Here is a 13,807-nt window from a genome sequence, read left to right as displayed (position 1 = left end):
TGCGTTCGCTTGAACGCGCGTTCCAATCTTCAGATCATTTCAGAAAGCCCGGTCCGGAGCCGACGATCTTGTCATCGACCTCGCCGATGGCCGCCTTGTCCTTGCCGTCATAGTCCAGATTCTTGAGCATGTGGCGGATCAGATTGATTCGGGCACGGCGCTTGTCGTTGCCGCGGATGACCGTCCAAGGGGCGTGGTCGCTGTGTGTCTCCTTCAGCATCCGATCGCGCTTCTCGGTGTAATCGTCCCACTTGTTTAATGCCGCGATGTCCATCGGCGACAGCTTCCAGATCTTCAAGGGATCATGCCGGCGATCATGGAATCGCTTCAATTGCATCTCCCGGCCGATATTCAGCCAGAATTTGAAGAGCTGGATGCCCTCGTGGGCGATCATTTTCTCGAAGCGGGGAGCCTGCTTGAGAAAATGCTCGTACTGCTCTGGTGTGCAGAAACCCATGACCGGTTCCACACCGGCGCGGTTGTACCAGGAGCGATCGAAGAGCACGAATTCCCCCGCCGTCGGGAAAGTCGCCACGTAGCGCTGGAAATACCATTGCCCGCGTTCGGTCTCCGTCGGTTTGGTGAGGGCGACGATCCGGGCGGAACGAGGGTTCATATAGGCCATCGTCGCGTGGATGGCGCCGCCCTTGCCGGCCGCGTCGCGTCCCTCGAAAAGCGCCATCACCCGCTTGCCGGTCGCCTGCATCCAGAACTGGACCTTGACGAGTTCGATCTGCAGTTTCGTCAGCGTTTCCTCGTACTCGTCCTCTTCGAGCTTCTTCTTGTAGGGATAGTCATCGGAAGGGAAGGCCTCGTCATCGATCCACTTCGGCAATTCCGGGTTGTCTATATCGAAGACGCGGGACTTGCCGCCAATCCGCAATTCGACCGCCCGGCTCTCCGGCTTGGCCTCGGCTGCCGCTGTTCCTGCTGCCATCTGCATTGCCTCCCGCTGGCGCTCGATTTCTTCGAAGGAGGCCATAATTGCGTTGCGGATTCAAGCATGTCGTGAAAATCATGTCATGAAGCAGCGCTATCTCTCTGCCTTCGCGCCATCGTGATCAGGGGGACCGCAATTGAGTCATGAGGATGTTGTGTGGGACGATGCAAAGGTGTTCTGGCGAACGCTGCTGCCGAAGTTGAAGGCGGAACGGTGGGTTCTCGGCCTTTCGGTCCTTATCGCCGTCCTCGCCACGCTCGCCGGTATTCATATCCTTGCCGTGCTGCCGTTCTGGATCGTGCTTGCCGCAGCGCTGCTCAAGCGCAGCGCGCCGTCCGTGCCGCCGGCGCCGGTTAGCGCCGTTGCCGCCGACAAGGGAGGGGATCCGCTGGTTCCGGCGTTGAACGCGCTCGATATGCCCGTGCTTGTCGTCGCCGCGGACGAGACAGTGCTGTTTCAGAACATTGCCGCCGAAAAGGCCTTCGGCACGATTCCCCCGAACAGCGATCTTTCCGCGCGTGTCCGGTCCCCGGGCATCCTCGATATGGTTCGCGAGACAATCGCCACCGGCAAGATCAATCAGATCGAACATACCGAGAGACTGCCGTCGGATGCCGTCTATGTCGTGAGGGTTGCGCCTGCCGAGATTGAAGCCGATGCTTCGAGCCGGCGTATCTTCCTGCTGACCTATCGCGACATCTCACAGGCGCGCCGGATCGACCGGATGCGCTCGGATTTCGTCGCCAATGCCAGCCACGAACTGCGTACGCCGCTCGCCTCTCTTCGCGGCTTCATAGAGACGCTGCAGGGGCCGGCGCGCAACGATCCGAAGGCGCAGGAGAGATTTTTCGTCATTATGCACGAGCAGGTCACCCGCATGAGTCGCCTGGTGGACGATCTCCTGTCGCTCTCCAGGCTCGAACTGAAATCGCATCTTGCTCCGGAAGACATGGTCGATCTGGCGCCACTGCTCGGGCACGTGCGCGACAGCCTGCTGCCGCTCGCGACTGAGCTCGACGTGGAGATTTCGCTCGACGTTCCGGATGCACCGGTCTTCGTCCGGGGAGATCGCGATGAGTTGATCGAGGTTTTCGAGAACCTGATCGAGAACGCCTGCAAATACGGCCAGGAGGGCAAGAAGGTCGAAGTGTGTCTCGCAGGCGGCGAGGGCGAGCAGGCCGAGGTGACGGTCACAGATCACGGCCCGGGCATCCCGGCCGAGCATGTACCGAGAATTACCGAACGTTTCTATCGGGTTAACGTCGAAGCGAGCCGTTCCAAGAAAGGCACCGGTCTCGGGCTTGCCATCGTCAAGCATATCCTTACGCGCCACCGCGCCCGTCTCCTTGTCCATTCGGAGGTCGGCAAGGGTACGATCTTCACAGTCCGCTTCTGACACAAAACGTCGTCGCCTGATCGCGGAATTCGGAATCACGCAGATTCTTCAATGATATAGACTGTCATAAATGTTTCATCGAATTGACATAAAAGGTGTGGCCATCGGCGGCTAACTAGGGGCGGCCGATCATACGGCGAAGAGAGCGCTGGAACTCAAGCGCACCAACACAAGCCCATTCCGGGAGAACATCTATGAAAGCTCTTAAACTCACTGTAGCGGCGCTGGTCGCCTCCGCCGCGTTCGCGGGCGCCGCAACGGCTCGCGACCAGATCAAGCTCGTCGGTTCCTCGACTGTGTTCCCCTATTCGCAGGCTGTGGCCGAAGAGTTCGCCAACAAGTCCGGCAAGACAGCGCCGGTCGTCGAGTCCACCGGTACCGGCGGCGGCTTCAAGGCCTTCTGCGGCGGCGTAGGCGAAGATTTCGCTGACGTCACCGGCGCGTCGCGCGCCATCAAGGAATCCGAAGTGAAGCTCTGCGCCGACAACGGCGTAAACGACATCACCGAAGCGATGATCGGCTATGACGGCCTCTCGATCGCTGTTTCGCGCGCCAACGAAACCGACTGGAATCTCACCGAAGAACAGATCTTCAAGGCTCTTGCAGCCGAGCTTCCGGACGGCAAGGGTGGCTTCGTCGCCAACCCGAACAAGAAGTGGTCGGACATCGACGCTTCGCTTCCGGACACCAACATCGTTGCCTTCGGCCCGCCGCCGACCTCCGGCACGCGTGACGCCTTCGTCGAACTCGTCATGCATGACGGCTGCAAGGGCCTGCCGGGCATGGCCGACCTGAAGAAGGCCGATGAAAAGAAGTGGACCGAAGTCTGCTCGCGTATGCGCCAGGACGGTCCGTTCGTCGAAGCCGGCGAAAACGACAACCTGATCGTGCAGCGCCTTGAATCCGACCCGAACTCGGTCGGCATCTTCGGCTACTCGTTCCTCTACGAAAACTCCGACAAGCTGAAGGCCATCAAGGTCAACAATGTTGAAGTTAACTTCGACACGATCGCTGATGGTTCCTACCCGGTCGCTCGCCCGCTCTTTGTCTACATCAAGAACGCTCACCGCGACGTCATTCCGGGCATGAAGGAGTTCCTGGAAGAGTTCGTCTCCGACGCGGCTCTCGGACCGGATGGCTACCTGGCAGAGCGCGGCCTGACGCCGCTCGACGACGCCAAGCGCGGCGAAGTCCAGAAGGCTGTTTCCGAAGCCAAGAAGCTCGGATCGTAACTCAGGCATTGGGGCTGGCTGCCGCCTGTGGTAGGCAGCCCCACCTTTTGATCTGGGGGCCACGATGTCCGGATATTTGTTAGCCATTTTGGCGCTTGCGGCGCTTGTTATGCACTTTGTCGGCTCTGCGCGCGCACGCGCGACGCAAAACGGAGCTTCTGAAAAAACACATTCGCGACCGATCTACCACGGTCTGAATGCCGCCATCTGGACCGGTGTGCCTGCCTTCATCTTCCTTTTGCTGTGGCTGGCCGGGCAGAACAGCGTCATCAATCAACTGGTTGTCGCCAGTTTTCCTGGCTCGGAAAGCCTCGACGCGACCACTCGTTCTCTTATTATGAGCGAGGTCCGCCAGGTCGCGGCAGGGAATATCTTCAAGGAACCGACTCCCGAAATCCAGGCTGCCGTTACGCATCTGAAGTCGCTTCAGCAGATTTCGGCCGTTGCGATGGTCGCTGTCATCGCAGCCCTGATGGCGATCGGTGCCTTCCTCGGCTACAAGGTCATCGGCAACCGCTTCCGGGCACGCCATAGCGTCGAGCGTTCCGTCACCTATTTCATGATGTTCTCGTCGCTTGTCGCGATCGTGACGACCCTCGGCATCATCGCCTCGCTTGTCTTCGAGGCGCTCCAGTTCTTTGCGAAGGTGCCGATCACCGAGTTCCTGTTCGGGTTGCGCTGGGAGCCGCAGATCGCCATCCGCGCGGACCAGGTGGCGGGGCAGGGCGCATTCGGCGTCATTCCGGTTCTCTTCGGCACCTTCGTGATCTCGCTCATCTCGATGATCGTCGCCGTTCCGACCGGAATCCTTTCGGCGATCTATCTGACGGAATATGCCGACAAGCGTTTCCGCGCGGTGATCAAGCCGCTGCTCGAAATCCTGGCAGGCGTTCCAACCGTCGTGTACGGCTTCTTCGCCGTTCTCACTGTGGCGCCTGCCGTGCGCAGCCTCGGCATCAGCCTCGGGATCGAATCCTCTCCGAACAGCGCTCTGGCGGCCGGGGCTGTGATGGGCGTCATGATCATCCCGTTCATCTCCTCGCTTTCCGACGATGCTCTCGCGGCCGTGCCGACGGCGATGCGCGAGGGTTCTTTTGCCCTCGGCGCCACGAAGGGTGAAACCATCCGGAAGGTTCTGCTTCCGGCGGCATTGCCCGGCATCGTCGGCGGCGTATTGCTGGCGCTCAGCCGCGCCGTCGGGGAAACGATGATCGTCGTGATGGCCGCGGGCCTGATCGCGAAGATGACGGTGAACCCGTTCGACGCGGTTACGACAGTGACCGTGCAGATCGTCACGCTTCTCATCGGCGACTCCGAATTCGACAATCCGAAGACACTGGCGGCGTTCGCGCTGGGTCTGATCCTCTTCATCGTGACGCTCATCCTGAACCTCATCGCTCTGCGCACCGTGCGGAAGTACCGGGAGAAATATTGATGTCCAGCGCAGCACTGACCGACACCGTCTCAGCGGCCGGCGTGGACTGGCACTCCGACGAGATGAAAGCCCGACGGAGGGCCAGGTACGCCTCCGACCGACGGCTGCAGATCTATGGCATCATCGCAATTACGTTCGCGCTGGGCTTCCTCGCAATTCTCGTCGGCTCGCTTACCTTCACGGGCTACACGGCCTTCACGCAGACCGTCGCGACCATCGAAATCGATCTGTCGACGGCAAAAGTGGATCCGGCGAACATTGGCGAGGCCGACTGGCGCGGCATCGTCCGTGGCGCATTGCGGGCACAGGTGCCTGAGATGCGCAGAAGCGATGAACGCAAGTTCTTCGAAATGTTCACCTCGTCGGCACCATTCCTCGTACGCGATGCCGTCGTTGACGACCCCGGCCGGTTGACCGGCAAGAGCAGCTTCACCATTCCGATGGCCGATCCCGTCGATCAGTTGGCCAAGGGCGCGATCAGCCGCGACATCCCGGAGAACCAACGCCGCATCAATGACAAGCAGATTGGCATGTACGATCAGTTGGTCGCCAATGGCGTGATCTCGAAGCCGTTCAACTGGGGTCTATTCTTCAATGCCGACAGCCGCTTCCCGGAGCTTGCGGGTCTGGCGGGTGCGATCTCTGGCTCGTTCTGGTCGCTGCTGGTGTGCTTCGTGATCAGCTTCCCGATCGGGATCGCCGCTGCGATCTATCTCGAAGAGTTCGCGCCGAAGAACAGGTTCACCGACCTCATTGAGGTGAACATCAACAACCTGGCCGCCGTGCCCTCCGTGGTGTTCGGTCTGCTCGGCCTTGCGGTTTTCCTCGGATGGCTAGGCTTGCCCCGCTCCGCTCCGCTCGTCGGTGGCTTCGTTCTCGCGTTGATGACGCTGCCGACGCTTATCATCGTGACCCGCGTATCACTGAAGTCGGTACCGTCCTCGATCCGCGAGGCCGCGCTCGGCGTGGGGGCGTCGAAGCACGAGGCGATCTTCCACCACATCCTGCCGCTTGCGATGCCGACCGTCATGACCGGCAGCATCATCTCGCTGGCAAGAGCGCTCGGCGAAACCGCGCCGCTGCTGCTGATCGGCATGAACGCCTTCATCACCAGCCCGCCCGAGGGCGTCTTCGCTGCATCTACCGCACTACCGACACAGATCTACATCTGGGCCGATAGCCCCGAACGCGGCTTCGTGTCCCGAACCTCCGCTGCAATCCTGGTTCTTCTGGCATTCCTCGTGCTGATGAACGGGATCGCGATATTTCTCAGGCAGCGCTTCGAGCGCCGCTGGTAGGGAGAAACAGAGATGAATATTATGTCCGAAGCAGCAGTTGAAAAGGCGCTGGATCAGAAGATGAGCGATGCAAACTTCAAGATGGTCGGAAAGGACGTATCCGTCTACTACGGCGAGAAGCGCGCTCTCTTCGACGTGAACCTGAATGTTCGCAAGAATACCGTGACGGCGCTGATCGGTCCCTCGGGCTGCGGCAAGTCGACTTTCCTGCGCACGCTCAACCGCATGAACGACACCATCGAAGGCTGCCGCGTAACCGGCAAGATCACGCTCGACCAGTCGGACATCTACGATCCGAGCGTGGACGTGGTCGAACTCAGGGCTCGCGTCGGCATGGTGTTCCAGAAGCCGAACCCGTTCCCGAAATCGATCTACGAGAACATCGCCTACGGCCCGCGCATCCATGGTCTGTCGCGTAACAAGTCCGACCTGGATCAGATCGTCGAGAACAGCCTGGTGAAGGCTGGCTTGTGGAACGAAGTCAAGGATCGGCTGCTAGAGCCGGGCACCGGCCTCTCCGGCGGTCAGCAGCAGCGCCTCTGCATCGCGCGTGCCGTTGCGGTCAGCCCCGAAGTGATCCTGATGGACGAGCCCTGCTCGGCGCTCGATCCGATCGCCACCGCGAAGGTCGAGGAGCTCATTCACGAGCTGCGCGCGAATTTCACGATCGTCATCGTGACCCATTCGATGCAGCAGGCCGCGCGCGTTTCGCAACGCACCGCCATGTTCCACCTCGGCAATCTCGTCGAGGAGAACGACACCGACAAGATGTTCACCAATCCGGATGATCAGCGCACGCAGGACTACATTATGGGTCGGTTCGGCTAAAGCGGTTTCCAACCCTTACGATTGATGAAGGTCCATGCAGAACAGCGCGCGCCTTGAGGAAACGAAAATGACTCATGCACATATAACCTCAGCCTTCGACGAGGAGTTGAAATATCTCGCGCGCCGGATCTCCGAGATGGGCGGGCTTGCCGAGCAGATGGTTGCGGACTCTGTCCGGGCGCTGGTGAACTCGGATCTGGCCCTGGCGCAGAAGGTGATTTCCGACGACGCGATCCTCGACGACGCCGAGCGTCAGATCGGCGAGAAGGCGATCGTCACCATCGCCAAGCGTCAGCCAATGGCGTCGGATCTCCGCGAGATCATGGGGTCGATCCGGATCGCCGCCGATTTGGAGCGCGTCGGCGACCTCGGCAAGAATACCGCCAAACGCGTGATCGCGGTCGCCGGATCCGGCATTCCGCGCAAGCTTGCGCGCGGCTTGGAGCATCTGGCGGAGTTGGCCTTGGTTCAGCTCAAGGAAGTGCTCGACGTCTATGCCTCCCGTTCGCCGGAAAAGGCGAACAGCATCCGCGAGCGCGATGAAGAGATCGACGCGATCTACACGTCGCTTTTCCGCGAACTGCTGACCTATATGATGGAAGATCCGCGCAACATCACGCCGTGCACGCATCTTCTCTTCTGCGCCAAGAACATCGAGCGTATCGGCGACCATGCGACCAACATCGCCGAAACGATCTATTACATGGCGACGGGTGCTCAGCCGCAAGGCGAACGGCCGAAGGACGACACGACGTCGACCCTAGGGTCGGTGACGGACTAGTCCCGCCCGACGTCCGCATGCCTTTGCGCATGCGTTGATCTTATCCCGGCCGTGATTGTCGCGGCCCATACTGTGTCGCGGTTGCATGATGGCGTCCGCGCGTGGGAAGGAGCATGACCGAATGTTGCCGAAGATAGCTGTTGTCGAGGACGAGGAGGCGCTGAGCGTCCTCCTGCGCTACAATCTCGAGGCCGAAGGTTTCGACGTCGATACGATATTGCGTGGAGACGAGGCCGAGATTCGCCTTCAGGAGCGGTTGCCGGATCTCCTGATCCTCGACTGGATGCTGCCCGGAGTGTCCGGCATCGAACTTTGCCGCCGGCTACGGCAGAGGCCGGAAACGGAGCGCCTGCCGATCATCATGCTGACCGCGCGCGGCGAGGAAAGCGAGCGGGTTCGTGGCCTCGCCACCGGCGCCGACGACTATGTCGTCAAGCCGTTCTCGACACCGGAACTGATGGCGAGGGTGAAGGCAATGCTCAGGCGTGCCAAGCCCGAGGTGCTTTCGACGCTGTTGCGCTGCGGCGACATCGAGCTCGATCGCGAGACGCACCGTGTCCACAGGCGCAGCCGCGAAGTCCGGCTCGGACCGACGGAGTTCCGGCTCCTGGAGTTCCTTATGTCCTCGCCAGGGCGCGTCTTCTCCCGTTCACAGCTTCTCGACGGCGTGTGGGGACATGACATCTACGTCGACGAGCGCACCGTGGATGTGCATGTCGGCCGTCTGCGCAAGGCGCTGAACTTCTCGAACATGCCCGATGTCATACGCACCGTGCGCGGCGCCGGCTATTCGCTTGAAAGCTGATAGAGTCTGCGTTTCATAGGCATCAAAAAAAGGGGCGGCACCGCCCCTTTTTCCGTAGCGTTCATGCAAGCGGATCAGCGCATGCGCCGGCGCTCGCCGGAAGGCTGATAGGCGAGCCGCGTGTGATAGCTGCAATAGGGCGAAGCTTCCGGCGACTCGTTGCCGCAGAAATGGAATTCTTCCTTCAAGGGGTCGCCGATCGGCCACTTGCAGGTGCGTTCCGTCAGCTCCGTCAGGCCGAGGCGGCGCGACATCGGAACGACGACGTTCGGTGCGAGTTCGAGGTTCTGCTCCGCGACGAGATCGACTTCGATCTCTTCCTTGAGCACGGTGGCGCCAGCGGTGCGGGTGACGGTGCGGGTTGTGACGCGCGAGGCATAATTCGGCGCGCGGGGCGCAGAGGTTGTGCGCTTCGGGCGGGCGGCATTGGTCGTGCCGCCGGCCTTGGCCCGCCCCGGCAGGCTCAGCCGGTGAACCTTGCCGATGACGGCGTTACGGCTGACACCACCCAATTGTGCCGCGATCTGGCTGGCGCTCAGGCCTTCGGACCACAGCTTCTTCAGTTTCTCCACCCGCTCGTCAGTCCAGTTCATTTCTGCACTCTCCGTTCTCGGCGTTGGATGGCAGAATCCATCACCAAGCTCCGGAAAAACTCCGGAGCTGCAACGCGATAACTCTTTTGGTGACTAGGTCCGCCGCATGCGTCTAGTAATTGAATATTAACCTACTGGCAGGGTGACTCCGTGGCAAGAGTCGCGGGATTCGCGCCGAATCGATTTTGGGGTTTTCCCCAACTTGCTGGCTGGCCGTTGCATTTTTGCAAGCCCCCGCCGGATGTTTTTTCGCACGTCGGAATCCGTGCGCCCGAGCTCGCTGCAAGCCTTGGTTTTGTTGACATTGCAGTGCGAAATGGGAATAGTGCCTGCGCCGCCGAAAGGCGGCATTTTTGATTTTTATCGGACACGATCGCCCGATATCGATGCCACCAGGACGGAAGGAGAAGTTCGCCATGGCCGCAACAACGCCGCTCTACGACACCTATATGCGTGCGCCGTTGCGTTTCGAGCGAGGCGAGGGCGTCTGGCTCATTGCCGAGGACGGCTCGCGCTATCTCGATTTTGCCGCCGGGGTTGCCGTGAACTCGCTTGGCCATGCCCATCCGCACCTCGTCGAGGCGCTGAAGGCGCAGGCGGACAAGGTCTGGCATCTTTCCAACCTCTATGAGATTCCGGGACAGGAAAGCCTGGCGCGCCGGCTGACGGCCGTGACCTTCGCGGATCGCGTGTTCTTTACGAATTCAGGCGCGGAAGCGCTTGAATGCGCCATCAAGACAGCGCGCCGCTATCATTTCGCCAGGGGGAATCCGGAAAAATTCCATATCATTACCTTCGAAGGCGCTTTCCATGGCCGCACGATCGCGACGATCGCGGCCGGTGGCCAGCAGAAGTACATCGAAGGGTTCGGACCAAAGGCACCGGGTTTTTACCAAGTTCCTTTCGGCGACATTGCGGCGGTCAAGGATGCGATCAACGATGAGACGGCGGCGATCCTGATCGAGCCGATCCAGGGGGAGGGCGGTATTCGCTCGGCCAGCAAGGAGTTTCTGCAGGAGTTGCGGGCGCTTTGCGACGAATTCGGCTTGCTGTTGATCCTCGACGAGGTTCAGTGCGGCATTGGCCGTACCGGCAAGCTCTTCGCCTATGAATGGTCCGGCATCCGGCCGGATATCATGGCGGTCGCCAAGGGCATCGGCGGCGGCTTTCCGCTGGGCGCTTGCCTTGCGACCGAAGAAGCGGCAGCCGGCATGGTCACGGGCACGCATGGCTCGACCTATGGCGGCAATCCACTGGCCATGGCGGTCGGAAACGCGGTCCTCGACGTTGTTCTCGCCGACGGATTCCTGGAGCAGGTGCGCGACGTCGCTCTTGTCTTCCGGCAGGGGCTCGCGTCGCTCAAGGATCGTTTCCCGAATGTGATCGAGGAAATCCGCGGCGACGGGCTGATGCTCGGCATCAAGGCGAAGGTGCCCTCCGCTGACCTGTTGAAAGCAATCCGCGCCGAGAAGCTGCTCGCAGTTCCCGCCGGCGAAAACGTGCTGCGTCTGCTGCCGCCGTTGATCACTACCGCCGCCGAGGCCCGAGAAGGGCTTGCGAGGCTTGAGCGCGCCGCCGAGGCGGTCAAGAGCAACAGCGGCGACGCGGCGGCCTGAACGGCCCGACTTTCACGACAGGAATTCTGAACAATGACAGGTACCAGACATTTTCTCGACATCTCGGCGATGGCGACTGCCGACCTGAGGACGATCATTGACGACGCCCGCGTTCGCAAGACCGCGACGAAGGACGGCACTGCCGAACGCCCGCTTGCCGGCAAGATGCTCGCGATGATTTTCGAGAAGCCTTCCACCCGCACGCGCGTCTCCTTTGACGTCGGCATGCGTCAGCTCGGTGGCGAAACCCTGTTCCTTTCCGGAACTGAAATGCAGCTCGGCCGCGCCGAGACGATCGGCGATACCGCCAAAGTCCTTTCGCGCTATGTGGACGCGATCATGATCCGCACGACCGACCACCGGCGGCTGATGGAGCTCGCCGAACACGCTACGGTGCCGGTCATCAATGGTCTGACCGACGACACGCACCCCTGTCAGATCATGGCCGACATCATGACGTTCGAGGAGCATCGCGGATCAGTCAAGGGCAAGACGATCGCCTGGACGGGCGATGGCAACAACGTCCTTCATTCGCTGATCGAAGGCTCCGCGCGTTTCGGATATCGCATGAACATGGCGGTGCCGCTCGGGTCCGAACCACAGGACAAATTCCTCAACTGGGCGCGCAACAATGGCGGCGATATCCTGCTTTGCCATGAGGCCGAGCAGGCCGTCGCCGGCGCCGATTGCGTCGTCACCGACACCTGGGTATCGATGAACCAGGAGCACCGCGCCCGCGGCCACAATGTTTTCCAGCCGTATCAGGTCAACGAGGCCTTGATGAAGCATGCCGCCCCGGACGCATTGTTCATGCACTGCCTGCCGGCGCACCGGGGCGAAGAGGTCACGGATGAGGTCATCGACGGCCCGCAATCGGTCGTCTTCGATGAGGCGGAAAACCGGCTGCACGCGCAGAAATCGATCCTTGCCTGGTGCATGGGCGTCGTCTAACGACAGCGGCACAGACCTTTCGGCGGCGTTCCGCGTTGACACAACAGCTTTGCGCGTCTTATCAGACGCGCAAAGACGCTGTGGTACTTTGAATTACTGCACGGTTTTGTCCTTAAATCGGCTACGAGTTAGGGAAACATGCTGTAGGGCGGACCGCCGTTGTAGATACGGGCGAGACCTCGGCGAGGACCCCGGGGCCGGCAGCGCATGAAAAGCCTATTGAATTTGTCGAGCTGAGACACAATCTAGGCGGCATGCGGGCGGCTCCGATTTTTGCTACCGGACAGTGGCCGCCCATCAGTCATCGTGCATTGCGGGCGCATGCCGCGCCTGACGGAATGCATAACCTTCTGGACAAGTTCGTTCGCGACAGGGTCAAATGAAATGACGGGCAGGCTGCGCCGGGGAATATCGATGTCTCCATGCCGCTTCACCCGCGATGCAAGGAGCAAGACATGACAGAAACAGTGCGGGGGCTTGGCGAGTTCGATTTTGCCGGTGACGACCATGTCGTGCCTTTCCACGTCGAGGGGCTCGATGTGCGCGGGCGTGCCGTGCAGCTGGGACCGATGCTCGATGCCATCTTGGAGCGGCATAATTATCCGCTGCCGGTGGCTCGTCTGGTCGCTGAGACAGTGGTGCTGACGGTACTGCTCGGCACGTCGCTGAAGTTCGAGGGCAAGCTGATCGTTCAGACGCAGGGCGATGGTGCGGTCGATCTTGTCGTCGCGGATTTTTCGACGCCGGATCGGGTCCGCGCCTATGCCCGTTATAGCGAGGAGGCGCTGGCTGCCGCCGAAGAGGGTGGGCGCACACAGCCCCATGAGCTCCTCGGCAAGGGGGTTCTTGCCTTCACAATCGACCAGGGCGCTCACATGCAGCGCTACCAGGGTATCGTCGAACTCGACGGTGCAACGCTCGAGGAAATCGCTGGCGCCTATTTCCGCCAGTCGGAGCAGATTCCGACCAAGGTGCGCCTTGGTGTCGCGGAGCTTCTCGATCGCGACGAAGACGGCAAGCCCCGGCACCGCTGGCGCGCCGGCGGCATGGTTGCCCAGTTCCTGCCGGACGCCGCTGAACGCATGCGCCAGCCGGACCTTCCGGGCGGCGATGGCGACGAAGGGGAGGCTCTCTACCTCTTCGAAGAGGACGATCTGTGGTCGGAAGCCAAGGTGATGGTCGAAACGATCGATACCGACGAACTGACCGACCCGACCGTCGGGACGGAAAGGCTGCTCTATCGGCTGTTCCACGAACGCGGCGTCCGCGTCTATCAGCCGCAAGCGGTCTTTGATCGCTGCAGCTGTTCGCGCGAGAAGATCCGGGCGGTATTGGCCGGGCTCGACCGCGAGGATATAGAGAGCAGCATCGAGGACGGCGTGATCAAGGTGACGTGCGAGTTTTGCTCAACCACCTATCGTTTCGAGGCCAGCGAGGTGCGCTCCCAGTGAGGCGCCTCGACTGATACTCCTGCGGCGCCGCACCCCTCAGTTCAGGGTGCGGACCAGCCCGGGTGAATCAAGCGAGAAGGCGGGGATCGCCACATTGAAGGTCTCCCCGTCCTCGGCCTCCATGCTGTAGTGGCCGAACATAACGCCCGACGGTGTATCCAGCGGGCAACCGGAGGAATATTCGTAAGTGTCGCCGGGATTGAGCAAAGGCTGCTCGCCGATCACGCCGGGGCCACTCACTTCGTCCACCTGGCCGTTCTCGTCGGTAATGTGCCAGTAACGGGTCATCAGGCGAACCGTGATGTCGGAATGGTTCGATATCACAATGCGATAGCCCCAGACATAACGGCTGTCGTCTGGATCGGACTGTTCTTCCAGATAGTACGGCTCAACCGTGACCTCGATGTCGCGAGTCAGGGCACGATACATGTGCAACACCCTATGCCAAATCTATTCGGGTATTCTACTGCAATATGGTTTC

Annotated in this window: 13 protein-coding genes; 10 read left to right on the top strand and 3 right to left on the bottom strand. The window is 60.9% G+C overall.

What is annotated here, in order from left to right; translation table 11 throughout:
- Positions 1 to 34: 34 nt before the first annotated feature.
- On the bottom strand, positions 35 to 937 hold the full coding sequence (gene ppk2, locus PZN02_RS03560; RefSeq protein WP_280660245.1) for a polyphosphate kinase 2: 903 nt from the start codon (positions 935 to 937) through the stop codon (positions 35 to 37).
- A gap of 139 nt (positions 938 to 1,076) precedes the next feature.
- Here ppk2 and phoR point away from each other — a divergent pair, with 139 nt between their 5' ends.
- From phoR to phoB, 7 genes are all read left to right on the top strand, one after another.
- Positions 1,077 to 2,336 (top strand): phosphate regulon sensor histidine kinase PhoR, encoded by a 1,260-nt coding sequence (gene phoR, locus PZN02_RS03555; protein WP_280660244.1) that lies wholly within the window; start codon positions 1,077 to 1,079, stop codon positions 2,334 to 2,336.
- A 194-nt stretch (positions 2,337 to 2,530) separates the two neighbouring features.
- Positions 2,531 to 3,568 carry a substrate-binding domain-containing protein gene (locus PZN02_RS03550; RefSeq protein WP_280660243.1) on the top strand — a complete coding sequence of 346 codons (1,038 nt, stop codon included), beginning with the start codon at positions 2,531 to 2,533 and terminating at the stop codon, positions 3,566 to 3,568.
- Positions 3,569 to 3,632: 64 nt separating this feature from the next.
- Positions 3,633 to 5,003, top strand: a complete 1,371-nt coding sequence (pstC, locus tag PZN02_RS03545) for a phosphate ABC transporter permease subunit PstC (protein WP_280660242.1) — start codon at positions 3,633 to 3,635, stop codon at positions 5,001 to 5,003.
- 14 nt (positions 5,004 to 5,017) lie between these two features.
- Positions 5,018 to 6,301, top strand: a complete 1,284-nt coding sequence (pstA, locus tag PZN02_RS03540; RefSeq protein ID WP_405052262.1) for a phosphate ABC transporter permease PstA — start codon at positions 5,018 to 5,020, stop codon at positions 6,299 to 6,301.
- A 12-nt stretch (positions 6,302 to 6,313) separates the two neighbouring features.
- Positions 6,314 to 7,129, top strand: coding sequence for a phosphate ABC transporter ATP-binding protein PstB (gene pstB, locus PZN02_RS03535; RefSeq protein WP_280660240.1), 816 nt, complete (start codon positions 6,314 to 6,316; stop codon positions 7,127 to 7,129).
- 67 nt (positions 7,130 to 7,196) lie between these two features.
- Positions 7,197 to 7,910 carry a phosphate signaling complex protein PhoU gene (gene phoU / locus PZN02_RS03530; protein ID WP_280660239.1) on the top strand — a complete coding sequence of 238 codons (714 nt, stop codon included), beginning with the start codon at positions 7,197 to 7,199 and terminating at the stop codon, positions 7,908 to 7,910.
- 121 nt (positions 7,911 to 8,031) lie between these two features.
- Positions 8,032 to 8,715 (top strand): phosphate regulon transcriptional regulator PhoB, encoded by a 684-nt coding sequence (gene phoB, locus PZN02_RS03525; protein ID WP_034797168.1) that lies wholly within the window; start codon positions 8,032 to 8,034, stop codon positions 8,713 to 8,715.
- Positions 8,716 to 8,789: 74 nt separating this feature from the next.
- Here phoB and PZN02_RS03520 read toward each other — a convergent pair whose 3' ends face one another.
- Complete coding sequence (locus tag PZN02_RS03520; RefSeq protein WP_280660238.1) at positions 8,790 to 9,308, bottom strand: GcrA family cell cycle regulator; 519 nt, start codon at positions 9,306 to 9,308, stop codon at positions 8,790 to 8,792.
- A gap of 416 nt (positions 9,309 to 9,724) precedes the next feature.
- Here PZN02_RS03520 and PZN02_RS03515 point away from each other — a divergent pair, with 416 nt between their 5' ends.
- The 3 genes from PZN02_RS03515 (at position 9,725) to PZN02_RS03505 (ending at position 13,326) form a co-directional block, all read left to right on the top strand.
- Complete coding sequence (locus PZN02_RS03515; protein WP_280660237.1) at positions 9,725 to 10,924, top strand: aspartate aminotransferase family protein; 1,200 nt, start codon at positions 9,725 to 9,727, stop codon at positions 10,922 to 10,924.
- A gap of 33 nt (positions 10,925 to 10,957) precedes the next feature.
- Positions 10,958 to 11,875, top strand: coding sequence for an ornithine carbamoyltransferase (gene argF, locus PZN02_RS03510; protein WP_280660236.1), 918 nt, complete (start codon positions 10,958 to 10,960; stop codon positions 11,873 to 11,875).
- Positions 11,876 to 12,330: 455 nt separating this feature from the next.
- A complete protein-coding gene (locus tag PZN02_RS03505; protein ID WP_280660235.1) occupies positions 12,331 to 13,326 on the top strand; it encodes an Hsp33 family molecular chaperone in 996 nt (331 codons plus the stop codon).
- Positions 13,327 to 13,362: 36 nt separating this feature from the next.
- Here PZN02_RS03505 and apaG read toward each other — a convergent pair whose 3' ends face one another.
- Complete coding sequence (gene apaG / locus PZN02_RS03500; RefSeq protein ID WP_153438655.1) at positions 13,363 to 13,755, bottom strand: Co2+/Mg2+ efflux protein ApaG; 393 nt, start codon at positions 13,753 to 13,755, stop codon at positions 13,363 to 13,365.
- Positions 13,756 to 13,807: the final 52 nt, after the last annotated feature.

Source organism: Sinorhizobium garamanticum (genome assembly GCF_029892065.1).
Taxonomy (GTDB): domain Bacteria; phylum Pseudomonadota; class Alphaproteobacteria; order Rhizobiales; family Rhizobiaceae; genus Sinorhizobium; species Sinorhizobium garamanticum.
Note: the sequence above shows the minus strand (reverse complement) of the source record. Positions and strands in the feature narration are given on the sequence as shown.